The sequence below is a fragment of the candidate division KSB1 bacterium genome, assembly GCA_034506255.1.
Classification (GTDB): domain Bacteria; phylum Zhuqueibacterota; class Zhuqueibacteria; order Zhuqueibacterales; family Zhuqueibacteraceae; genus Coneutiohabitans; species Coneutiohabitans thermophilus.
This window is the reverse complement of the sequence record JAPDPX010000006.1, coordinates 240,920-263,970: the sequence shown is the minus strand read 5'-3', so window position 1 is coordinate 263,970 and position 23,051 is coordinate 240,920. Positions and strand designations below refer to the sequence as shown.

The 23,051-nt window shown below is 60.5% G+C and carries 17 protein-coding genes; 11 read left to right on the top strand and 6 right to left on the bottom strand.

The genetic code is table 11. The features are described 5' to 3' along the window. Positions 1-47: 47 nt before the first annotated feature. Genes ONB52_14100 through ONB52_14090 form a run of 3 tightly spaced genes read left to right on the top strand, consistent with a single transcriptional unit; the run spans position 48 to position 4,219 of the window. Entirely contained in the window at positions 48-1,010 is a 963-nt protein-coding gene (locus ONB52_14100; protein ID MDZ7417267.1) for a hypothetical protein, read from the top strand. After that, positions 991-2,037 (top strand): tRNA (adenosine(37)-N6)-threonylcarbamoyltransferase complex transferase subunit TsaD, encoded by a 1,047-nt coding sequence (gene tsaD / locus ONB52_14095; GenBank protein MDZ7417266.1) that lies wholly within the window; start codon positions 991-993, stop codon positions 2,035-2,037. The genes ONB52_14100 and tsaD overlap by 20 nt, the downstream gene beginning before the upstream one ends. Further along, a complete protein-coding gene (locus tag ONB52_14090) occupies positions 2,027-4,219 on the top strand; it encodes a VWA domain-containing protein (protein ID MDZ7417265.1) in 2,193 nt (730 codons plus the stop codon). The genes tsaD and ONB52_14090 overlap by 11 nt, the downstream gene beginning before the upstream one ends. Before the next feature lie 61 nt (positions 4,220-4,280). Here ONB52_14090 and ONB52_14085 read toward each other — a convergent pair whose 3' ends face one another. The 4 genes from ONB52_14085 to ONB52_14070 all read right to left on the bottom strand — a co-directional run bounded on the left by ONB52_14085 (position 4,281) and on the right by ONB52_14070 (position 9,752). Beyond that, complete coding sequence (locus ONB52_14085; protein MDZ7417264.1) at positions 4,281-4,670, bottom strand: hypothetical protein; 390 nt, start codon at positions 4,668-4,670, stop codon at positions 4,281-4,283. Between the two features lie 14 nt (positions 4,671-4,684). Further along, a complete protein-coding gene (locus ONB52_14080; protein ID MDZ7417263.1) occupies positions 4,685-7,765 on the bottom strand; it encodes a CHAT domain-containing protein in 3,081 nt (1,026 codons plus the stop codon). A 223-nt stretch (positions 7,766-7,988) separates the two neighbouring features. After that, on the bottom strand, positions 7,989-8,912 hold the full coding sequence (locus ONB52_14075; GenBank protein MDZ7417262.1) for a hypothetical protein: 924 nt from the start codon (positions 8,910-8,912) through the stop codon (positions 7,989-7,991). Positions 8,913-9,047: 135 nt separating this feature from the next. Continuing rightward, positions 9,048-9,752, bottom strand: coding sequence for a hypothetical protein (locus ONB52_14070; protein MDZ7417261.1), 705 nt, complete (start codon positions 9,750-9,752; stop codon positions 9,048-9,050). A gap of 618 nt (positions 9,753-10,370) precedes the next feature. Here ONB52_14070 and ONB52_14065 point away from each other — a divergent pair. Next, positions 10,371-10,769, top strand: coding sequence for a hypothetical protein (locus ONB52_14065; GenBank protein ID MDZ7417260.1), 399 nt, complete (start codon positions 10,371-10,373; stop codon positions 10,767-10,769). A 166-nt stretch (positions 10,770-10,935) separates the two neighbouring features. Here ONB52_14065 and ONB52_14060 read toward each other — a convergent pair whose 3' ends face one another. Continuing rightward, positions 10,936-11,814 carry a PfkB family carbohydrate kinase gene (locus tag ONB52_14060; protein ID MDZ7417259.1) on the bottom strand — a complete coding sequence of 293 codons (879 nt, stop codon included), beginning with the start codon at positions 11,812-11,814 and terminating at the stop codon, positions 10,936-10,938. 738 nt (positions 11,815-12,552) lie between these two features. On the opposite strand from ONB52_14060, the gene ONB52_14055 reads away from it, so the two are divergent. Continuing rightward, the gene (locus ONB52_14055; GenBank protein ID MDZ7417258.1) at positions 12,553-12,753 is read left to right on the top strand and encodes a hypothetical protein; all 201 of its coding nucleotides are present in this window, start codon (positions 12,553-12,555) and stop codon (positions 12,751-12,753) included. 371 nt (positions 12,754-13,124) lie between these two features. Beyond that, positions 13,125-14,744 carry a bacillithiol biosynthesis cysteine-adding enzyme BshC gene (bshC, locus tag ONB52_14050; protein MDZ7417257.1) on the top strand — a complete coding sequence of 540 codons (1,620 nt, stop codon included), beginning with the start codon at positions 13,125-13,127 and terminating at the stop codon, positions 14,742-14,744. A gap of 241 nt (positions 14,745-14,985) precedes the next feature. Here bshC and ONB52_14045 read toward each other — a convergent pair whose 3' ends face one another. Then, the gene (locus tag ONB52_14045; GenBank protein ID MDZ7417256.1) at positions 14,986-15,285 is read right to left on the bottom strand and encodes a hypothetical protein; all 300 of its coding nucleotides are present in this window, start codon (positions 15,283-15,285) and stop codon (positions 14,986-14,988) included. 28 nt (positions 15,286-15,313) lie between these two features. Here ONB52_14045 and ONB52_14040 point away from each other — a divergent pair, with 28 nt between their 5' ends. The 5 genes from ONB52_14040 to bshA all read left to right on the top strand — a co-directional run bounded on the left by ONB52_14040 (position 15,314) and on the right by bshA (position 22,866). Further along, complete coding sequence (locus tag ONB52_14040; GenBank protein MDZ7417255.1) at positions 15,314-16,627, top strand: hypothetical protein; 1,314 nt, start codon at positions 15,314-15,316, stop codon at positions 16,625-16,627. Between the two features lie 67 nt (positions 16,628-16,694). After that, a complete protein-coding gene (locus tag ONB52_14035; protein MDZ7417254.1) occupies positions 16,695-20,036 on the top strand; it encodes an AAA family ATPase in 3,342 nt (1,113 codons plus the stop codon). A gap of 446 nt (positions 20,037-20,482) precedes the next feature. Then, positions 20,483-21,253: a bacillithiol biosynthesis deacetylase BshB1 gene (gene bshB1 / locus ONB52_14030; GenBank protein ID MDZ7417253.1), complete on the top strand. Its 771-nt coding sequence runs from the start codon at positions 20,483-20,485 to the stop codon at positions 21,251-21,253. Positions 21,254-21,311: 58 nt separating this feature from the next. After that, complete coding sequence (locus tag ONB52_14025) at positions 21,312-21,692, top strand: hypothetical protein (protein MDZ7417252.1); 381 nt, start codon at positions 21,312-21,314, stop codon at positions 21,690-21,692. Between the two features lie 49 nt (positions 21,693-21,741). Next, entirely contained in the window at positions 21,742-22,866 is a 1,125-nt protein-coding gene (gene bshA, locus ONB52_14020) for an N-acetyl-alpha-D-glucosaminyl L-malate synthase BshA (protein MDZ7417251.1), read from the top strand. Positions 22,867-23,051 lie beyond the last annotated feature (185 nt).

The window sequence follows — 23,051 nt, the reverse complement described above, 5'->3', positions numbered from 1 at the left end:
CCCTATTTCTGTTGTGGAACGGAAGAATGCGCAACCCCCCATGACTCGTGCAAATCAACCTGTTTGAAAACTATCGTGTCAAGATCATCGTGCTGACCATTGCCACGGTATTTTGGTTCGCGGTGGTCACGGAAAATGTCTATGAGTATGATCTCGAAGTGCCGATCGTCATGACCAATCTGCCGCCCGGCAAGACCCTGCTGGGCAAACTGCCCGGCCATGCACGCGTGCGTTTTGAGGGTCGCGGCAAGGCCCTGTTCGCGCTGCTGTTTCAGCGCGATGCCAAGGTGGTGCTCGATCTGGCCGAGGCCGGCAGCGCACCCCGCCGCCTGCGGTTGCAGCGGGATTTGGTGCAGGTGGGACGGTGGGGCCTGCCGGTGGTGGCCAAGCAGATTCTTTCGCCGACCGAGGTCGAGATCGTGCTGGGCAACCTGCGGCATCAGCAGGTCGCCATCAAACCGGCGGCCGACATTCGCCCTGCCGCGGGATTCACCGTGGTCGGCAAAATCCGCAGTGTGCCCGATTCTGTAAAAATTTCCGGGCCGGAAAACTTCGTCAAAGGCATCACGCATCTCACCACCGTGCCCTGCAGCGCCCGCAATCTGCGCGCGAGTTTCAAACAGCAGGTGGCGCTGCAGGTGTTGCCCGATTCGCTGCACATCGACGTGCCGGTCAAAACCGTCACGCTCACAGCCGATATTCAAAAACTCGTTGAGATCACCCTGCCGGAGATCCCGGTGCAGGTGAAAAATGCCCCGCGCCATCTCACCGTGACCCCGCTGCCCTCGACGCTGTCGCTCACCCTGGAAGGCGGCGAGCAACTGCTGCTCGGCCTCAAGCGCGAAGACATCGTCGCCGTGATCGACTATCAACAAGTGCGGGAAATGCGCCCGCAGGAGGGGTACCAGCCGATCATCATGGTGCCGGAGGGGGTAAGTTATCGCAATCTCAAACCGTCATCCTTTAAACTGATGCTGGAGCGCAGGAATCATGCGGCTGCTCGCCATTGAAACCTCGTGTGACGAGACGGCGGCGGCGGTCATGGCCGAGGACCGGCTGCTGTCCAACGTGGTCGCGTCGCAGGAAATTCATCAGCTTTATGGCGGTGTCGTGCCGGAACTCGCCTCGCGGGCCCATCTCAGGCAAATTGCCACCGTGGTGGGGCTCGCGCTGGAGCGCGCTGGGCTGGCACCGCGCCATCTCGATGCCATTGCCGTCACGCGCGGTCCGGGCTTGATCGGTTCGTTGCTGGTGGGCCTCAATTTTGCCAAAGGTCTGGCGCTCGATCTGGGCGTGCCGCTGTTGGGCATCAATCATCTCGAGGGACATCTGGTCTCCAACAACGTGTCTCCCGGGGGGCCGCAACCGCCTTTTCTGGTGTTGATCGTTTCCGGCGGGCACAGCATTCTCGCGTTGGTGCGAGGCTGGGGGCAATATCGCATTTTGGGGGAAACGCAGGATGATGCCGCCGGCGAAGCCTTCGACAAGGTGGCGCGCATTCTTGGACTGCCTTATCCCGGCGGCCCGCAAATCGAGAAACTCGCCGCCACCGGCAATCCCCACGCCATTGCCTTTCCCATTGCCCGGCTGAAAGATGCGCCGTTTGATTTCAGCTTCAGCGGCCTGAAGACCGCGGTGCTTTATCATGTACAAAAGCCCGGCACGGTGGCGGGGCCGCAGCCGCACCACGCGACCGCCGATGTCGCGGCTTCGTTCCAACAGGCGTTGATTGGCGCGCTGGTGGGAACCACCGCCCGGGCGCTCGAACAGTTTCCGGTCACGGCGATTGCGCTGGCCGGCGGAGTGGCCTGCAACAAGGCCCTGCGTGCGGCGATGGCTGACATGGGCCGGCAGCATGGCGTCAAGGTATTCTATCCGCCGCCCACCTATTGCACCGACAATGCCGCCATGATTGCACGCGCGGCCATGTTCTACCTGACCGGTGGCGCCCCGCTGCCGGCGACGGTGACCGACTTGACCCCTGATCCCAGCCTGAAATTGACCTCCACCATGCCGGCGTCGTCTCATGCAGCTTGATTTGAACTTCTCCACTGCTACGGGCTACCCACTGCTGTTGCTGCTGCTCGCGTTGGTTTTTACTTTTTTCATCTATCGCGTTACCACCCCGGCAGTCGCCGCCTGGCTGCGGCACACGCTTGCCTTTCTGCGCGCGTTGACACTGGTTGCGGCATTACTGCTGTTGTTTGAACCCACCCTCAGTCTGGCGGTGCGGCGCATCGAAAAGCCCGCGGTGGCGGTACTGATTGATCGCTCCGCCAGCATGAATCTTTCTGATTCCCTGCACACGCGCGCGGAAGCCGTGCGACGGGCGCTGGCCCTGCCCTGGCTCGAGCAACTGCGCAAACGCGCCGAGGTTTTCCTGTTCAGCTTCAGTGACAGCCTGCAGAGTCTGCCGCCCGAGTCGCTCGCTGGATTGCGGTTCAACGGCGATGGCAGCAATGTGGCGCACGCGCTCAACGAGGCCAAACGCCGGCTCAGCAAGCACCACTACCAGGCGGCGATCCTGCTGAGCGATGGGGCCTATAACCTGGGCAGCAATCCCAGCCGGCTGGCGGAGAGCTATGGCCTGCCCATCGTGACGGTGCGGCTGGGCACGCCTCAGCGCACACGCGATGCCCTGATTCAGGATGTCGTGACCAATGAAATCGCGTATGCCGAAACCCGCCTGCCGGTGGAGGTGACGATTGCGGCCACCGGTTTGGCTGGCCGCACCACCCGCCTGCGCATTGCAGAGGGCGATCGTGAGGTCGCCGTGCAGGAGATCAAACTGCCGGCAGATCAAACGCAAGTCACGGCAACTTTGACGCTCACCCCCACGACGGTGGGCTTGAACCGCTACAGCGTGCGGTTGGAGGCGGTGGAGGGCGAATTGACCACGGCGAACAACCGCCGCACGTTTTATGTCAAAGTGTTGAAAAGCAAACTCAAGCTCTGGATCTTTGCCGGTGCGCCCTCCGCCGATTACACCTTTTTCAAACGCGCGGTCGGCAGTGACCCCAATTTCGCGGTGCAGGGTTTTGTGCAGCGGCCGGGCGGCAGCTTTTATGCAATCCCGGAGCAGCCTTTGCCGGCGTTCGAGAGTGAAACGGCCTGGCAGCCGGTCGATGCCGTCATCCTGATCGATTTTCCGCGGCGCGACAGCAACCGCGCCCTGCTCGACATGCTTGCCCGGCAATTGGCGGAAAAAGGCAAGCCGCTTTTTTATCTCCATGGGCCGGGCGTGGATTTGAATGCGTGGTGGCGGCTGCGGCCGGCGCTGCCGTTGGCGGCAATGCCCAACAGCATGAGCGAGCAGGTGATCTCCCTGCAATTCCTCGCGGCGGGCCTGTCACATCCCGTCACGCGGCCGCTCACCGAACGCTTTGTCCAGGCCGCGGGCGGAGGCACGGCAGCGCGCGGCAGTGATGAGCTGCCGCCGCTCTTTTGCAATCTCTACAATGTGAGACCGGCAGCCGGGGTGGAAGCGCTTGCGGGACCGGACGCTGGCAGCCGTGCGGAGCCGTTGTGGCTGGCGCACAAAACCGCCACGCGCAAAACCCTGGTGATTTTCACCTATGGCATGTGGCGCTGGAAAAGTTTGCTCACGGCGGTGGGTAAACACAGCGAGGCCTATGACGCCATGATGACCGGCCTGGTGCGCTGGTTGGTGACCCGTGAAGACAGCAAACTCGTGCGGTTTGAAAGCCACAAGGAAATTTACCGCGGTGGCGAACAAATCGAACTGACCGCCCAGGTCTATCATGAAGACTACCAGCCTTTTGTCGGCGCGCGTGTGCGTGCGCATTTGACCGGACCGCAATTCGATCAGGAGATCGTCCTGCAGGACATGGGCAGCGGCCTGTATCGCGGCCGCTTGCAGGTGTTGGGGGGAGGAGAATATTTCTACCGCGGCAGTGCGGAATTCGGCGGGCGCAAACTTGGTGAGGACAGCGGCCGCTTTTCGGTTGAGCCGTTCAATTTGGAATTTCTCGACACGCGCCTGCATGCGCCGCTCTTGCAGCAAATCGCGCACAACAGTGGCGGCGCATATCTGCCGCCTGACAGTTTGGCGGCTCACCTCGGCCGGCTGCCGCTGGAGCCGGCGCTCAGGCACGAATCCTACAATCTCGCGCTTTGGGGCCGGCCGGTGATGTTGATGGTTCTTCTGCTCACGCTCGCGGCCGAGTGGTTCATTCGCCGGCGGCAGGGCATGCTGTAAAAAAAGCGGCGCACACCTCGCGCGCCGCTTGTCCACGTTTCATCATTCCCGCCATGCGACCTCAGTCATCATCAGCGGGCTCGGGTGGATGCGGGTCGATGCCTTGCGCTTCGATGGTGCGCACCCGTTTGTAGACTTCGGCGGCGGCAGCCGCGCCGGCCGCCACCGCAACGCCGGCGAGCACGGCTTCACCCGCCTCCGAGGTCTGCGCCAACGCCGCCAGCCAGCCCGGGCTGTCCAGCGCGCCGATGATCTTGGAAGTCAGGTGAAACAGCACCCACACGATGTAGGCAATCAGGCCGCCCACAAAGGCCGCCAGCGCCACATTGCCGGTCTTGATCTCAGATTCGACGCGTAACAGCTTGCGGTCTGTGATCAGAACGTCCCGTTTGATCAGATCACTCAAGCGCTGTGCTGCCGCGCCCTGAGGATCCTTTCCGCGTTTTGCCATGGAGTTCCCTCGGGTTAATGGTTTTGAGCGATGCTTTCCGGTGGATTTGACGGCTTGTCGAACTGAATGTAATACGCATTGCCCACTGCCTGAAACGACGCCCAAAAATAGGGGTGGGGGTGGAAACGCATCACCGGGTCTTTGCGAATGCGCGCAATTTCCTCGCGTTGCGCGTTGCGCAGCGCGCCGGCCACGTGCTGCCCGCCGGTTTTCAGGTTGAGATAGAATTTTTCCATCACATTGCTGGCGGCGCGCGCATCCACCGCCCACATGGTGGTGAGCAGACAGGGGGTGCCAGCGCAAAAGAAGGCACGCGACAAACCCACGATGCCCTCGCCCTGGGCATACTGGCCGAGTGCCGTGTTGCAGGCCGACAGCACCACCAGCCGCGTCTGGCGCAGATTCAGACGAAAGACCTCATACATGCGCAAATGCTCGTTGCCCGCCCCGTCCGCCGGCGCAGCCATTGTCCCCGCCTGCGGTGCGGTCGCGAGATACAGAGTGGTATACAACGGGCTCTTGACATCCACGCTGCAATGACCGGCGAAATGGAGAATGTCATACGGCTCCTGCAGGCCTCGCAGCAGGGCCTCCTTGTATGCCTGCTCGCGCACCAGGGACTTCGAGCCGGCGGCGGAATGCTGCATGATCAATTGCGCGGTCTTCTCCGCCCAGGGCAGTGGTTTGAGTCGTCCGGAGCGATCCGCCGGGTTGGCGATCGCGAAGACCCGCAGGCCGGCGTGCCCGCGCTGCTCCCGTCCGCGCAGCAGGGTATATTTCAAAACCGCGGCACTGGGCGCCATGGCTAACGGCATCGCTTCCACCAAAAAACGGGTGGAGTCCGGCGCGGGCAGCGTGAGCGCGGCGAATGGCAGATAATGCAACAGATCATCGGGGATGAAATAGATGTTCTGGCCTGCCTGCAGATGCGGCCACACCGGCTTGATCAGCACGGCAGACAACCGCTGCGCCACGCGCAGAAAGTCCTGAAACGCGGCATCGCGGTCCCGCTGCCAGCGTTGGCTGAAGGCGGAGAAATTCTCTGCGCCTGCCGCCCGTCGAAATTCCCGCACGAGCTGTCGCAGCTCCTCGCGGCGGAGAGTGACCTGTGTGCTGGTCACTTGTTGCCGGTCCACCACCCAGATGGCGAGGCGGTCGGGCAGCACGCGATACTCGATGATCTTGTCGCGCCCTCCCAGTGCGGCCTGAATTTCCCGCGCCTCCGGGCGGGCGGAGACGGACAATGACAGCAGCGCCAGGCGGGGTTGGTTGGGATGAAGCGCGTCGACATGCCTGACAATCTCCAAACCGCCGTACAATTGATCCAAAAACGACCGTGCTTTGGCGCGTTCGACGAAGTTGTAGGACTGCACGGCATCTTTTTGTTCCTGCAGATGGGTCAGGATGATTTCATCATAGACATCCTGTTTCTCGGCAAAATAGCCGAGCTTGGAACCTTCCTCCTGCAAGTGACTCAGGGTGGCCTCGATGGTGTCTATCGCGGCCTGGAATGATTGTAACGCTTCCCCCACCCGGCCCTGTGCCTTGAGCGCCTGTCCCCGGCCGTAGAATCCTTTCCAAACATGGGCGGTGATGCCCGAGTTGCTGGCCAGGGCGATGGCCTGCTCGAACTCCCGCTCCGCTGCTTCCCAATGCCGCGCTGCGAGATGGAACTGGCCCAGGCCGAGATGATTGAGAATGAGAGTGGCGGTGAAACCCTTGGCGGCATTGATCTGCAATGCGCGTTGAAATATTTCCTGTGCCGCCTGCCAGTCCCCCTGTTTCAGCTTGAGATCGCCGAGCATTTGAAACATCTCGGCACGCACCGCGGCGTTTTCCGGGCTCTCCACCTGCCGCAGCGCCTCCTGCAGACAGGCATTCGCTTGCGGCAGGCTGTCCAAATACACCAGCGTTTCCCCCAGATTGGCGAGTGCCGCGGCAATATCCTCCGGCCGGCCGTGGCTGGCGATGAATCTTTCGTAGGCCGCGCGGTGGTATTTTCTGGCCAGGTCATGCTGGCCCAGGAGATTGTAGATCAGGCCGATGATGGTGTATTGCGCCGCTTCCTGCCTGGGTCTGGGGCGCGGCAAACCCTGCAACGTGGCCAGCGCCGTGCTTTGCAGTTGCAAGGCCTCGGCATAGTTGCCCAAATTGCGCTCGACCAGCCCCAGCATGCGCAACACCCGCGCCTTTTCGAATTCCTCCCCAAGGGCGTCGTAAATCGCGAGTGCGTCGTCCAATTGCGCCCGCGCCGCCAGCAGCCGGCCGCTTTCGTTGTAAATGCGGCCCAGTCCGCTTCTCGCAAGCGCTTCCAGTTTGCGGTGTTGCAGGGTCTGGCTCATGGCCAGCACACGCTGCAAGGCGGACTCGCTCGCCGCGTAATCCCGCAAATCCGCATGCACATTGCCCAGCACGAGCAGCGCCCACATGGCACGCAAGGGATCCGGCAGCGCCTGGGCCAGCTCCAGGCTGCGCTGCAACGCCTCGAGACTCTCCTTTTTCCGTCCGATGACGTTGTAGGAATCGCCCAGATCGAAAAAGGCCTTGGCCAGGCCGGGCCTGTCGCCCAGGCGCTGGTACAACTGCCGCGCCCGCTCATATTTCACGACCGCCTGTTGCTTGTCGCGCAGGGTGTCACCCACGAACATCAGATATTCTGCCGCCAGCTTCTGCAGCTTTTGTGCAAAAGTGAATTGCTTGATGAGCTGAAAGCGTTGCCATGCGGCCGGTTCCTGATGCACCTGCTGGAAAAGCAGCGCCAGCCGTTCGGCCTGTGCCAGGCTGAGTGGCCGGCGCTGCGCCGTGTGGGTGATGTCCGCCAGGAGAAAGTGATTGGCGAGCTCTGCAAGTGCCGGCCGCAATTTATCCCGATTTTGCGACACAAAGTGGCGCACCGCGACGGAATCCTCCGCGGGCAGCGCCGCAAAATCGCCCAGCAGCTTCAACTGGGCGGCGTCGAGTGGATGCGATTGAAAATGAGCAACCAGTGTGCGCTGCGTTACCCCTTCGGACTGGCAACCGCACAGCAACATGCCGCAGAAAAGCAGGAAGATTGCGGCCTCGCCCCGCAACAGACGTGTTGATCTTGAAGACACTGACACCTCGGGCAAAGGGTGGAAGTGAAAGTGGAAAAAGCCCCACAACCCGGCTGCCGGCAGCCGCACCGTTATTTCCGGCAGATTTGAAAGTGCCTCACAAAACATCCACCCCATCGCAAGCCTCTCCGGCCCACAGAACACGCGGGATGCCGCCCACGCAGTGCCGGTCTTGTGCACGTGTTCTGTGGTCCGGCCACCGCATTTTTACCGGCCGGGCGAGTCACTGCAACTGGTTCTCGCGCTCACTGGCCACCGCCGGCCAGTCGGCGTCCTGCTCCCGGCCCGCCAGCTTGCGATAGTTTTGCCATTGCTGGCGCGCCTGTGCGCTGCGGCCCAGCATCTGCAGCAAGTTCGCCTTGTTGAATTGCGCCTCGAGGCACGCCGGATTCTGCTGCAGTGCGCGCGTGAACCAGTCCAGGGCTTGCTCATTCTCGCCGCGGCACCAGGCCAGCACTCCCAAATCATTGAGCACCGTCGCCTCTGCCGGCGCGAGTGCATGGGCGCGCCGAAAATGCACCTCGGCTTGCGCCGTGTCTTTGCGCACGCGCAGGTAAAATCTGCCGAGAAGCTGTTCGGCCTGGTAGTTTTGCGGATCGGTTTGCAGTGCATGCTGCAACTTCTCCGGAATGACCGGCAGCGACGCCGTTTCCGCCGGCCCCATCACCGCGGTGAATTCATCATATTCGACATTGCCGGAGAGGCGCAGCTCCTCCCGCGAGGTGATGCGGTCGTGATGATTGAGCAGCGCGCGGGTTTCCGCCACCAGCTTCCGGCTTTGCCACTGGCGATATTGCGGCAGGCCGGCGAACAACACCAGCAGTGCTGCGGCGGCAGCAAGCAGCGGCCGCCAAAAGCCGGGCAGGCGCGGCCGCCGCGGCACAAAGGGCGCAGGCAGGCCGGTGAGTGACTTTCCGCCGGCCGCTTCGGCTGCCAGTTCTTCCGCCGTGTGCGGACGCAGCGCCTGGTCCAGCACGGTGCTGAACCATTCAAAACAATCGCGGCAGGAGCTGAGATGCGTTTCCACCTTCAGCTTGTCCTGCGGTTGCAGCGTATCTTCCAGGTAGCTCAGAATCTGGGCCGCGCTGAGGCAACTCGCGGGAAAGTTCCGGCCCTCGCGCATCGATTCGCCTGGGTGCGTCGCCATGATCAAATTCCCTTCAGGAATAAACAGGTGGCTCGTGGTTCCGTGGCTTCCTGGACACTTGCCAGGGTCTACCCTTTTCATCCTGCATGACAAGACACAGGTTCAAGGGAGTTTTCTCGGGAAATTTGGCGTTTGCTACCATTGTTTGCGCAGGCAATCCCGCACCTTTTGCAGCAGCAGTTTGAGCAGTCCATAAATTCGCTTGGCGGAGAGCTTGATGGCAGGGAGCTGGGCGAGCTGCTCGGCGGAGAAGTCCTTGAAGTAGTGCAGCTTGAAGACGAGCTTGTCCCGCTGCCCGTGCTTTTTGCCGACAAGAATGCGGTTGAGGCAAAATTCAATGGCGTCTTGCAGTTCGATCATTTCATGCTGGCGCAGCGCCTCCGGCGAGGGCAGGAATTCGACCAGGTTTTGGGGATGCTCCGGCGAGTCCTCCGGGAGGGACACGCGCTGGCTGGCAGGCGGGCGTTTTTTGGCGCGGTCATGGCGGATGCCATTCAGGACGACATTGATGGCAACGATCTTGAGATAATCGAAGATGGAATTTTCAAAGCGGCCGGTGAACTCCCGCAGGCGGTGATTGTCATTTTCCATCAGCTTCTGGTACACCTCCGCCACGAAGTCATCGGGTGTGGCGAGGCCGGCGTAGCTCTTGCGCTGGCACACGATGAAGATCGTGCGGCGGAGATGCTGGTCATAGCGATTTTTGAATTCCTGCCAGAGAAGATTGTCCCGCGGCTGCAGGGCGAGCTGCTGGATGAGTTGCCGGTGGGTCAGGTGGCTCGGGTCTGTGGTCGGGAGTGACTGCCGCTCGGTGTCGTTGCCAGGAAGAACGTAGGACATGCTGGCCCTCTGGGGTTCATCACGAGCATCCTGCGCCGGCACAACGCTGCCAGAGCACCTCCGGCGCTGGAATTGGAACGGGACGGCGATGCGGCTGATGGTCGACCAGGATCATCCTGATAGTGCGGGTCTGCACCCGGATGGTGATGGCGTTGTCCTGGAAGCGGTTGCAAGCAGATTGGGGGAAACACAAAGGCCGCGCGAATTCGATCGAAATTGAAAAATTATACATGTTCGCAGCTCAAATGTCAACATCTTATTCCAAATGACAGCCCTCGAACGCAGCCGCTGCCGGTTGCAGCAACCAGGCACGCCTCTTCGCCGGTGCGGCTGCACGCGCTGTTCTCCCTGCGCCGCATGGCGCAGCGGGGCCGGCAGAGCGGGGCCATGCGAGCGCGCCCACTTTGCGAAGGTATCCTGTGCGTTTGCGTTCGGGATTTTCACTTGCATTTGTCCGGCAGACGATTAAATTCCCAGCGTGTTTGTCAAGCAGGGGGGAGGCCGCCGGAAGGTTCACTCCACGGGAAGGAAGCGCATTCGCGTCAGACGACCCGGTTTGTCGCATACCCTTTCGAAATGGCTGAGTTCACAAACGTCGCATGATTTGAGGAGGCTTCATTGGATACCCCGAAGCAAAAAGCGTTACACATCATATCTCAGATGGCGGAGGACAGCACATGGCAAGACTTCATCGACCGCCTCCAGAAAGAAAAGAATGCCCACCACCATCTGAACGATGACAACATCGACTGGGACCGTCTGGTGCGCCATGTCCGCACCGTGCTCTATGACGAATTCCCTGATGCGCAGACGCTGAAGCTCGACATCGATCGGGAGGGGCACAAAGTAACCGGCTATTTTGTCTCACAAGACTTCGAAGGCATGGAGGATGCAGACCGGCAGGATCGCGTGTGGGATGCCCTGGAAAAAGGGCTCTCCGTGGAGGAGCAAAGCCGGATTCTGAGTGTCATCGCGCTGACCCCGACCGAGGGCATTGCGCAGGGCGTGGTGTCTTGACCGGCTGCCGGTCATTCCGGCCGATTGGTTCGCGACAATCATCAGGCCACTTGCCGCAGGGGAGTGGCCTTTTTGTTTGTTGGGCTGCCTCGGCCACCCCAGCCGCCAGCGCCGGCGGGGTTTCTTCTGCCGCCGTTGTGTGGCCACGCGCAGCAGGAACACCGGACTATTCCGGCAGCGCCTGGCGCTCCCGGCAATAACATTCATAAAGAAATGCCGCACACCAATCGTCCGGCGATGGGGTCCCGCCAGTTTGGGAACTTTCCTGCCACTCACCATGTCTTCCCCGTTGCACAGTGTAAAGGCCGGCCTCACCGGCGACTGCCAGCGCGCGCAAACCGCCGGCTGTGACGAGCTTTGCGGCGGCCGCGCTCAATTCCGCGTGCGGCCCGAGCGCAACGCGCTCACTCGGGAAGCCCGTGCAAAGTGCCAGCGCGGTTGCTGTGAGAAAAAGGTAGTCCACCTGCTCGAGCAGTGCGGGCAGGCCCGCGGTTTGGTGTGAGGCCGCAAGCTCACCGGGGAAGAGCGACGTGACCAGGCCGGCTGCTTTGGCACTTTGCAAAAGGGCGCGCGCCGGCATCCCGGTGTCATCCAACCTGCCGAGAGTGCCAAGCTGCGCCAGGTCATGCAGGTGAAACCAACTCGCCAGACAATGGCGGAAATCAAAATGCGCCAGATCGAGCAAAGCGTTGGCGCCGGGGAGGTGAAAGCTGGTGCGCCGGCCGCTGCGTTGTGATTGCAGCACCATGGCGCTGGCCGTGCGGGTCTGCTTATCGACGAGCAACTGAAAGGTGTCGACCTCCAGCTTGTGGCAGGCAGCGAGAATTGCGTGGCCATCTTCATCTTCGCCCAGCAGACCGAGGGCAGACAACGGCAAATCGGCATGCCGGCGCCGCAAGGCTGCCAACACCGCGAACACTCCGCCAATTTCTTTGGCCTCCCGTTTGACCAAGGCACGGCCGCCTTCCCCGGGAAATTGATCGATTTCATGTACGTGTTCGATCCACCACGGGCCGGCGCAGGCAACGCCTTCACGCAGGATCATACTCCCCTCCTTTCCCGGCCAACCGGTTCAATCCCGACAATTCGAATCATCGCCTTTTGTGCTCGCGGGACACGCACTGCGCTTGTGACCACGCTGCCGGCATACTCTTGCGTTCACGGTTTCATCTTCAATTCGACCGTCATGCCGGCTTAGGGGGCAGCAGGCAGCATTGCTGCTACTGCACTGTTACGTTAATTTTTGTAGCCTCGACTCCTTGCGGGTCGCTGCTGAAGCAGCAAAAATTCATTTTTGAACAGTCGCCCACGAGGGGGGACTGCAGAATTCACGTTTACATTGCACTACCTGAATTTTGCACCCAGATTGATTTCCTCCGCGAGAAACGCTGCTTTGATCGCGACGCCCGACCACCCGAGGGGGTGGTGCATAAAAGATTTTGCAGGCAAACGCGCGGTCAACTCCGGCAGGGGGCACGTCACACACGCCATCTCTTCCGGACAACCGCAAGCCAGCATGCAAAATTCAGGCAGCACAACAGCGATTCAACCCTCAGTGTCAGAATCAAACACAAACAATCCGCCCACGAAAGCAGAAAGCCCACGAAAAAAGCCATGTCGTGGGAGGCCATTTTCGTGGAGGGAAGCCGTGACGCCCCCGGCAAACGGGTGAATTTCGCAATCAGGGGCTCTTCACATTCGAGAAAGTTTTGCTTGATTTCGAACGGAATAACTGACGGAGTTTTGTGACCACGCCATTTATTCCAGGGGACGGCAAGCCAGCATGCCAGTTCAGGAAATCAAAAAAGGGGCTGAACTGTCACCGCGAAAATTTTTGACCCACGCAACCCCTCAAGGGCATGAGGGAAAACCTGGTGGTTTGTGCGATTTTTGTGGTGCTGAGGCTTGTTGTTTGGCAATTGCTGCAGAAAAACTTTGCACGGCTTTGCTTGAGAGTTTTTTGCTTTGTTTGAAAAATGAATGACATTGGGTGGCAGACGGACGGCATGGCATGACGGGCAAGGGTTTTTCAGTCGGGCAAAAAATGCCATGGTGTTTGCCGAAAGCATGAACCCTGGAAAAAATGTTTCCGCTCCGCCTGGCGGTTGCCTCAACATCAACAGATGGTCCACGGTGTTCAAAATTTTTTAAACCCCGGCCCGGCCTGGGGAACTTTCCCGGACAGTCACGGATGCTTGCCGGCAGGGGGCTCGCCCCGCATGAGTCGGTTGGCCTGCGCAAGCGATGCCAGCGGTTTTGGGATGCTCGCGTCACAGTTGCAGCCGGTAAAATTCATTTGTATCCTAGGCAATTTTTCACTATTTATCCAGCCAAATTTCAAAAGGATTGCTGTGCATGCACATACCCGCAGCCACACTGCCGGGCCTCAACCGGCTCGCCCTGACTTATCTGCAAGATTTCGATGCCGTGCGTGAGTTTTATGGAACAGATTATCGCACGCTGGACAATCTGGAGAGGCATGCACGAACCGTCACGCAGCACACGTATCCACGCGCGGCACTCGCCCAGGCGTTGCTCCGCCAAAATCATCACTGGGGTGCCGGGGAAAAAGTGCTCGCCAACATCGCAGCGCTGGCGCAGCCGGGCAGTCTGGCAGTGGTTACAGGGCAGCAGGTCGGCATCTTCGGCGGCCCGTTGTTCACGCTTTACAAAGCACTCACGTGCGTGAAGCTGGCCGAAGCCCTGCAGATTCGCCTGCAGCAGCCAGTGGTGCCGGTGTTCTGGCTGGCAGCAGACGATGATGATCTGGCGGAGATGAACCACGTGTTGCTCATGACGCCGGAGAATGAGCTGGTTTCCTTCTCCTGTCCGCTCGATACCACCACGCGCCGGCCGGCGGCGCAGGTTCATTTGGGCGCGGCCATGGCCGAATGCCATCGCGCGCTGGCGCAGGCTGTGAGCGACTCGGAGTTCAAAGGAGAAATTCTCGAAGCGCTGGCGCAGGCCTATGCCGCGGGCCGCTCCTTGCCGGAAGCTTTTGCGCGCTGGTTGCTTTATCTCCTGGGCGAGTGGGGCCTGGTGCCGCTCAATCCCACTGATGTGGCGATCAGACGGCTGGGGCTGCCGCTGCTGCTGCGTGAGTTTGAAGAAGACAGCCCCTCGACCAGGGCGGCTTTGCACGCCAGCGCCCGGCTGGAACAGGCGGGTTTCGGGGTGCCGGTGCCGCTGCGGCCCGGCCGCTTCAATGTCTTTTATGTTGATGATGTACGGCATGCCCTGGAAAAGCAGGCTGAGCGCGTGGTCAGCACGGACGGCCGGGTGGCATTTTCCGCGCGCGAGCTGGCACTCCGCCTGCAGGAAGCCCCGCAGCAGTTTTCCCCCAATGTGATTTTGCGGCCGCTGCTGCAGGATGCCCTGCTGCCCAATCTCGCCTACATTGCCGGGCCGGGTGAGATTGCCTATTTTGCGCAGTTGCGCGGGGTGTACGAGGCCCTCGAGGTGCCCATGCCGGCGATATTTCCGCGCAAATCGCTCACCCTGCTGGAAGGCCGGATCAAACGGGTGCAGGAGAAGTATCACCTGCCGCTCCCCGCCTTCTGGAGCCGTCCGGCGGAGCTGTTGTCACGGGTGGCGCGAGAGCATGCGCCGGAAGGCTTGTTCGAACCGGTGGCCGCAGCGCGCGATGCCCTGAGCCGGCGTCTCGATGAGCTGAAGCAGCGCGCCACCGCGCTGGACGCGCCTCTCGCCGGTTTCATCGACAAGGAACGCGGCAAAATTTTCCATCAGCTCGCCATCATCGAGAACAAACTGCTGCAGGCAGCCAAACGGCAGAATGAGACGCTGACGCAGCAGATTCTCAAAGCTGCCCACGCACTTTATCCCCGGCAGCAACTGCAGGAGCGGGAATTCAGCATCGTGCCTTTCTTGTGCAAGCACGGCAGGGGATTGGTGCGGCGGCTTTACGACCTAATGGAAGTGCAGCGCTTCGATCATCAAGTGATCGAACTGTTCTAAAAAGTCTCTGTCCGAAAACCGACGCCGGCCGCGCCCGGGTTTTCAAAACGCCGGGTGTTGGGAAAACCCCGCGCATCTCCGTGCCAACGGCCGGGCTATTGCCAGAGCATTGTCACCCACCTGCCGCAATGCAGGCCTCCAGCCTGCAGGCAGAGAGGAGTTCTGCGCGACATTTTCATCCCGATGGGTGCCCAGGCGGGCCTGGCAAATTATCCCAAACGCTCGCAATTTTGGACGGACATTAAAATCCAAAAATCTTCATCCCGGCATGCTTCAGGCCCGAGGCGATGTTGAAAGCACCGGAATGCTCGGTGGAATTTGATGCGGGAGCCAGACGGTGGCCGAACCGTGCCGTGAACATCCGGAAAGCAAATCCAAGATCCCGGGAGTTGATGCGCCGGGCGGTCCATTCCGCCTGCGGGAAATTCGCTTCACGTTTCCTGTTGGACAAACCCTGAAGGAGAAAGGCCATGTGGTCGCAAATGGAAGCCCCTCGTTGCTTTTGGTTGAGTTGTACGCTGGCTGTTTTGCTGAGCGGCACGGCAACCGGCCAGGACCTGCAGTGCTTCGTGCTGACGCCGCCGGATCAAATCCTCACCGGCGTCAAGCAAATTGCGATTGCTGATTTCAACGTGAGCTCGAGTTTTGGCGAGGATGAGGCGCCCGGCCGCAAGAACACGCTCGATAAAATTCTCGGCGCCGTGGAAAAGGGCGCGGCCGCGGAGCGCAACAAAGCCCGGTTCAATGATGCCGGCCGCAAATTGTCGGATTTGATGACCGCCGCCCTGGTCAAAAAAGACCGCGGCATCGGCGCGGTGAGCACCGGGTTTCTCGGGCTGGGTTCGAAGGAAGGCAGGAGTTTTCAAACCGGCGCCTATACCAACATCTTCCGTGTGGTCGAACGCTCCCAAATTCAGCAGGTCATGAATGAGCTGCAGCTTGCACAAACCGGCCTGGTGGATGAATCCTCCGCCGCGCAAGTCGGGCGGGTGCTGGGCGTCGACGCCATCATCATGGGCAGCGTGAATGTTGCCTATCAAAGCCGCTGGCTGCAGGAGGAGCGCGAGAAGGACAAGAAGAAATACCAGGTCAACTGCGAGAAGCGCAACGCCAACGTCAGCGCCAGCATTCGCATCATCAAGGTGGAAACCGGCGAAGTGATCGGCACGCACGACAGCCAGAACAAACAGGAGAAGAAAAAATGCGAGGGTGAATACGGCGATTTGCCGCTGCCCGAGACCATGGTCGATCAGTGCCTGGAGAAAGTCGCCGACGAGCTGGTGGATTACTTCGCGCCGGAATTCGTGCTGCAGAAGCTGAAGTTCGAGTATGACATGGGCGATGAGTACAAGCGCCAGACCGAGACGGCCAAACGCGCCATCAAAGATTACGATCTCGACACCGCCTATCTGCAATTTGCCGCCATCGTGGAGCAGGATCCTTACAATCACGCCGCCAACTTCAATTTGGGCGTGCTGCATGAAGCGGTGGGCAACTACAAAAAGGCGCAGGAGAAATACAATTTCGCCTTCAGTTTGAAGAGCGACGAGGGCAGGTATCGCGATGCGCAAAAGCGGCTGGCAAAACAAATGACCTTTTGGGATCAACTCAACACCCTGGGCATCGTGCTGGCCGAGCATGAATTCAATACGAACGCGGCGCAATTGGCCTCGGCGACGGTGACCAAAGTGGTCACCAAAGGGTCGACTTCGACGCGCCACGAAATCAAAACCGAGCCCAATGCGGCGAGTGCCACGCTGGTGAGGGTGCCGGGCGGCATCGAGCTGGAGCTGCTGGAAGCCTCCAAAGAGTGGTTCAAGGTGAAGCTGCCCGACGGCAAGCAGGGCTATATTTCAGCGAGTTTGGCGCAAGTTCGAAAGTAGGCGGCGGTGCAGGCGCGATTCTCCGAAGGCAGGAAGCGCGCCTCCCCCAACCCGGAGTGTGCAGAGCATGCGCTGTCCCGGTTGTGGCAAGGAAAATCCAGCGGCAGTGAAATGCTGCAATGCGTGCGGCGCGGCGATGTCGGCGCGCTGTGCAAACTGCGATTTTGAGAATCCGCCACAATTTCGCTTTTGCGGACAATGCGGCACGCGCCTGCCCGGCCCCGCGGCGGAGCCGGCGCCATTCGAGCGCCACCGGCCACGCGAGCCGGAACGCCGGCAAATCACCGTGATGTTTTGCGATCTCGTCGGCTCGACCGCACTCTCCACCCGGCTCGATCCCGAAGAACTGCGAGAAGTGGTGCGGCATTATCAAACTCTGTGCGCCGAGATCGTCAGCCGCCACGAGGGCCACATCGCCCAATATTTGGGCGATGGCATCATGGCTTATTTCGGCTATCCCGTGGCACATGAGGATGATGCGTGCCGCGCGGTGCGCGCAGGTTTGGAGATCGTCACGGCGATGCAATCGCTCAGCGCGCGCGGAAACGAAAGCCTGGCGGTGCGGGTCAGTCTGCATACCGGCCTGGTGGTGATTGGCGAAATGGGCGTCGGTGACAAACGCGAGCTGCTTGCGCTCGGCACGGCACCGAATATTGCCGCACGCTTGCAAGCTCTGGCGGCACCCAACACCGTCGTGATCAGCTCGGCCACGCATCATCTCGTGCAGGGCTTTTTCACGCTGCAATCGCAGGGCACGCATCTGCTCAAGGGTCTCAACGCGCCGCTGGCGGTTTATCGAGTTTTGTATGAAAGCGGCGTGCACACCCGCCTGGAAGCGGCGATGAAGTCGGGTTTGACGCCGCTGGTGGGAAAAGACCGGGAGCTGCAGGAGTTGCTGACCGCCTGGCAGCGCGTCACCGCGGGCGAGCCCCAGGCCGTGCTGGTGAATGGTGAAGCCGGCATCGGCAAATCGCGCTTGCTCCTGGCGCTCAAACAAAGCCTGGCAGGCACGCCGCATGTTTGGCTGGAAGCTCAGGGCTCGCCCTACTATCAAAACAGCGCGCTGCATCCCTTGATCGAAGTGCTGCAGCGCCTGCTCGATTTCTGCCGGGACGACACGGCCGAGCGCAAAATCACCAAACTCGAAGATTGGCTGCGGCAGCAAGAACAACCGGTGGCCGAGGCTCTTCCCCTGTTTGCCACTTTGCTGGCGGTGCCGCTGGCAGATGATTATGTCGCGCCCAACCTCAACCCCCAACGGCTGAAGCAGAAAACCCTCGAAGCCTGGCAGGCGATCTTGCTGCATATGGCGCAGCAGCAGCCGGTGGTCTTTGCAGTTGAAGATCTGCATTGGGCTGATCCCTCGACGCTGACCATGCTCGATAGCATGCTGCACCTGCCAGCGCCTGCCCGCCTGCTGTTGCTGTTGACTTCCCGGCCGGAGTTCGTGCCGGGTTGGAATGGCCATGCCCGAGTCACGCAGATCAACCTGAATCGCTTGACTCAGGAGCAGATCGAGACAATGGTGGCGCAGGTCACCGGCGACAAAACTTTGCCTGCGCCCGTGCTCAAACAGATCGTGACCAAGACGGACGGCATTCCGCTGTTCGTGGAAGAACTCACGAGAATGGTGCTCGAATCCGGCCTGTTACGCGAGGAAGACCGTCGATTCGAGTTGATCGGCCCGCTGCCGCCTTTGGCGATTCCGGCAACGCTGCAGGATTGGTTGATGGCGCGGCTGGATCGTCTGGCGCCGGTGAAAGAAGTGGCACAACTGGCAGCGGCCATCGGCCGGGAGTTTTCCTACGACTTGATCAACGCCGTCGACCTGGTCGAGGAGAGGACGCTGCGCCAGGGGCTGGCGCAGTTGGCCAGTGCCGGTTTACTGCAGTCCCAGAGCGACGCCGGCAGCCGCAGTGTGACCTATGCCTTCAAGCACGCATTGATTCAAGAGGCGGCCTATCAATCGCTACTGAAAAGCCGGCGGCAACAATACCATCAGCGTATCGCGCAAACGCTGGTGGAAAAGTTCTATGACACGGCCTGCGAACAGCCTGAGCTGCTGGCGCATCACTATACCGAGGCCGGTTTGTATGACACCGCGATCGCTTACTGGCAGTGGGCCGGTGAAAAAGCGATTCAGCGGTCCGCGCATCCCGAGGCGATCAGCCATCTCAGCAAGGGTTTGGAACTGCTGCAGCATCTCCCTGAAAACGCCCAGCACGACCAGTTGGAAGTCGAATTGCTGACTTACCTGGGCGTGGCGATGACCGCCAGTCAGGGATACACTTCGCCGGAGGTGGACAAGATCTACAGCCGGGCGCGCACGTTGTGCGAGCGCCTGAATCAAACCCCGCGGCTGGCCTCGGCGATGCTCGGCCTCTGGAAAGCCGCGTTGGTGCGCGGCGATCTGCGACAGGCGCACGCGTTGGCGCAGGAGTGCATGCTGCTCGCCGAAACCAAGCAGGATCTCGAGTTACTTTTGACCGCGCATCTGACCCTGGGCGTCTCTGCCGCCAGCACCGGCGAATTGCTCACCGCCCGGGAGCATCTGCGCGAAGCCATTCATCTCTACCTGCCCTCGGATCATCACACCGACATTTACGATTACGGCGAAGACCTCGGCGTGGTGGCGCTCATCTATCTTGCCCACGTTTCCTGGATGCTGGGCTATCCTGAGCAGGCGCTGAAATACAGCGAAGAAGCCCTGCAATTGGCACAGAAGCTGGCGCATCCGTTCACGCTTGCGATCGCGCTCCACTTCACTGCTGGCACGCATGAGCTGCGGCGCGAACGTCATCTCATGCATGCGCGCGCCGAGGCCTTGATCGCGCTCGCGGAGGAACAGGGTTTTCCGTTTTGGCGCGCCTGCGGAGAAATTCAAAAAGGCATTCTGCTGTTCGATCAAGGCCGGCAGCAGGAAGCCATTGGCATGATCGACAGGGCCATTGCCTCCCTGCAGGCCGGTGGCGCTCAGATCGGCGAGGCCGGCGGCAAGGCTCAGCGTGCCCTGGCCTACGGCAAAACGGGCCGTGTGCCAGAGGGCCTGGCCTTGATCGAGGAAGCGCTCGCCCTCACGCGCACCGGCAGGGAATGCCAGGATGAGGCCGAGCAGTGGCGGATCAAGGGCGAGCTGTACCGCATGCACACAGCGCGCGAGCCTGAGGAGAATGAGCGCCAGGCAGAAGCCTGTTTCCAGCAGGCTCTGGAGATTGCACGCAAGCAACAGGCAAAATCCTGGGAACTGCGCGCGGCCATGAGTCTGAGCCGGCTGTGGCAAAAGCAGGGAAGGAGCGGAGCAGCGCACGATCTGCTGGCGGGCATTTATGGCTGGTTCACGGAAGGATTCGACACTGCCGATTTGCAGGAGGCGAAGGCGCTGCTGGCGGAACTTGCCGATACAGGGTAGCATGGCGTGCGCCCACTCGGAAGAATGGCCGGCCAGTCACCGGGTTCATTAGACGATTCGGCTCTTGGCTTTAATAAGCGGCAGGCGTGTAAAAGATCTTTAATATGCGCTGTTCACGAAGTGGGCCACTGCTGAACGAGTTTGCAATGATCGCAGCTCCACAGGCTTCCAGCCTGCAAACGAAGGCAAGCTGGAAACTTGCGCTACAAGATCTTTGCGGTTGCGATAGTTCTTCGAGAGAAGTGCTCTGCACCGGATTTCAGCTTGTCTGAAATTTGGCGCAGATCGCAGATCTTTGAGAGGCAATTTTCGCCTATTTAAGGCTTGCCTCTCTTCCGTGCTTGTCAGGTGGTTTTTGTACATCGCCTTGCAGTGATCACCCCTGACCCAGTTAAACACAACGCACAAGTTCGAGAAGCTTCATTTGCACAGCCCTGAACCAAACCATGTCGATTGATTTCCTCGCTCTGGGCGCACATCCTGATGACATCGAGTTGGGCTGCGGCGGCACGTTGATCAAACTCGCCCGCCTGGGCTACCGCACCGCGGCCTATACGCTTACCCGCGGCGAAAGCGGCACGCGCGGCACCGAGGCCATTCGGGAGCAGGAATTCCGCGCGGCAGCCCAAATTTTGCAAGTGGCCCACTACGGCATGCTCGACCTGCCCGATGCCGGCATCGAGGAGACGCAGCTCAACCGCCTGAAGATCGTGCGCCTGCTTCGGCAATTGCGGCCGCGCCTGGTCGCGACCATGCACTGGGAAGCACGGCATCCGGATCACATTCACACCGCGCATCTCGTGCGCGACGCCGCCATGGTCTCCGGGCTGAAGAATCTCGACCTGGGGCCGCTGCGGGCCAACGGCGAAGCTGCTGCGGCGCCGGACCACTGGCGGCCGTTGCGCGTGCTCTACATGCCAGAACGCTACGAAGTTCCCGTGAGTTTTATCGTGGACATTTCGGATACCTTCGCAGAGAAGATGGCCGCGATTCGGGCGCACGAATCGCAGTTTCACGGCGAGCAGATGCACAAGTATGGCGAGGAACAGACCGTCATCTCGCGCCCCGCCTTTTTGGAATTCATTGCCGCGAAAAACCGCAAATGGGGTGCGATGATCGGCGTGCAATACGGCGAGGCCTTCGTGGTGCGCGAGAGCGTGCGTCTCGATGATCCGGTGGCCGCCTTTGGCGACTGGTGCGCCGAAACGATCCCCTGAGGCGGCAACCCGAAGCCACACGTTGGCGAGACGAGTAACAAAACCGGCAGGAGTGCGAATGATGCAACTTCCCCAGGGCGCCGGCGGCACCTCCGGTGGCGTCGGAAAATTTTTTCTGGGCATGCTCATGACGGTGGCCGGCGGCTACCTGCTGCTCAATCAGGTCACGGTCACCAGCGGTTATTGGATGATTTTTGGATACAACGCGTTCGGCTTGTCGTTGCTGCCGTTGATCGTGGGCATCGGCATGCTTTTTTTCAACGGCCGTTCGATGATCGGCTGGCTGCTGACCGGCGCCGGCTTCGTGATCATTATTGCCGGCATTTTGTCTCATGTTGACATTTACTTTCGTCCGACCAGCCTGTTCAACACCCTGATCATGTTGACCCTGCTGGCGGGCGGCATCGGTTTGGTGGCGCGCTCGCTGCGGGCGCAGTAATCCGCGCGCGTTTTTTTCATGGCCGGCATTTGCCTCCAGGAGATACGGGATGAAAATCGGCATGGTCAGTCATCCGACGCTGGGCGGTTCCGGCGTCGTTGCTTCCGAACTCGGCATGGCGCTGGCGCAGCGCGGCCATGAGGTGCATTTCATCAGTCATGCCGCGCCCTTTCGGCTGCGCGAGTTTCATCCGCGGGTTTACTTTCATGAAGTCGATGTCGTCACCTATCCGCTGTTCAAATATCCGCCCTATGAAATCGGTCTGGCCAACAAGATCGTGGACGTGGTGCAGGAATACGGCCTGGACGTGATTCATGCGCATTACGCCGTGCCGCACGCGACCTCGGCCTATCTCGCCAAGCACATTCTCGATTCAACCCGGCTGAAGGTGATCACCACACTGCACGGCACGGACATCACGCTGGTGGGCGCGGACAAGTCATTCTACAATGTCATCAAATTCAGCATCGAGCAATCCGACGGCGTCACCGCGGTCTCCGACTATTTGGTGCGGCGCACGCGCGAGGAATTCAACATTCAGCGCGAGATCCGGCGCATTTACAACTTTATTGACGTGAAAAAAGGGCGGCCGGCGAAGCCCGGGCCGTGCAAGCGCGAGATGTTTGCGCCCGCCGGCGAGAAGCTGCTGGTGCACGCCTCCAATTTCCGCCCGGTGAAACGGGTCGGCGACGTGGTGCGGATCTTCGCCCGCTTGCATGAAAAACTGCCCTGCAAGCTGCTGCTGGTGGGAGAGGGCCCGGAGCGCCTGTTCGTGCAGCAGCTCGTGAAGGAACTGGGGCTGCGCGAGCACGTCTGCTTTCTCGGCACGGTGGATTATCTCGAAGACATCCTGTATTGCGCGGATTTGTTTTTCCTGCCCACCGAACAGGAAAGCTTCGGCCTGGTGGCTTTGGAAGCGATGAATTGCGGCGTGCCGGTGATCGGCACCAATGCCGGTGGACTGCCGGAGGTGGTGCAGCACGGTCAAAATGGTTTCCTGCTGCCGGTCGGCGAAACGGCGGCCATGGCGGAAGCCGCCCTGGAGTTGCTGTCCAACCCCGGGCGGCATCTCGCTTTTTCCCAAAGCGCGCGCGCCCGCGCGGCGCTTTTTGACATCGAGAAGATCATGCCGGAATGGCAATCGCTCTATGAAGAGGTCTTGTCGGCACGTTGATCTCTATGGAAGCGTGCGCGGCGCCGCGTCATGCGGCTGTCAAACGGGAGAAGTGGGGTCTCTCTGAAAATTGTTCACCCGGCGCCGCTGGGGTTATCCAAACTTCGAGGGTCGTGGCAATTCCGAGGGTTTTGCGGCCACGACTAAACCGCGCAGGAGCATTTTCTCAAGCACTCACGATTTGG

Bases quoted from the DNA above. Each gene is read 5' to 3' on its own strand.
- ONB52_14025 (MDZ7417252.1), top strand. From the start codon at position 21,312: ATGATGCAACTTCCCCAGGGCGCCGGCGGCACCTCCGGTGGCGTCGGA.
- ONB52_14070 (MDZ7417261.1), bottom strand. From the start codon at position 9,752: ATGTCCTACGTTCTTCCTGGCAACGACACCGAGCGGCAGTCACTCCCG.
- ONB52_14055 (MDZ7417258.1), top strand. From the start codon at position 12,553: ATGCCAGTTCAGGAAATCAAAAAAGGGGCTGAACTGTCACCGCGAAAA.
- ONB52_14090 (MDZ7417265.1), top strand. From the start codon at position 2,027: ATGCAGCTTGATTTGAACTTCTCCACTGCTACGGGCTACCCACTGCTG.
- tsaD (MDZ7417266.1), top strand. From the start codon at position 991: ATGCGGCTGCTCGCCATTGAAACCTCGTGTGACGAGACGGCGGCGGCG.
- bshC (MDZ7417257.1), top strand. From the start codon at position 13,125: ATGCACATACCCGCAGCCACACTGCCGGGCCTCAACCGGCTCGCCCTG.
- ONB52_14075 (MDZ7417262.1), bottom strand. From the start codon at position 8,912: ATGGCGACGCACCCAGGCGAATCGATGCGCGAGGGCCGGAACTTTCCC.
- bshA (MDZ7417251.1), top strand. From the start codon at position 21,742: ATGAAAATCGGCATGGTCAGTCATCCGACGCTGGGCGGTTCCGGCGTC.
- ONB52_14085 (MDZ7417264.1), bottom strand. From the start codon at position 4,670: ATGGCAAAACGCGGAAAGGATCCTCAGGGCGCGGCAGCACAGCGCTTG.
- ONB52_14060 (MDZ7417259.1), bottom strand. From the start codon at position 11,814: ATGATCCTGCGTGAAGGCGTTGCCTGCGCCGGCCCGTGGTGGATCGAA.
- ONB52_14035 (MDZ7417254.1), top strand. From the start codon at position 16,695: ATGCGCTGTCCCGGTTGTGGCAAGGAAAATCCAGCGGCAGTGAAATGC.
- bshB1 (MDZ7417253.1), top strand. From the start codon at position 20,483: ATGTCGATTGATTTCCTCGCTCTGGGCGCACATCCTGATGACATCGAG.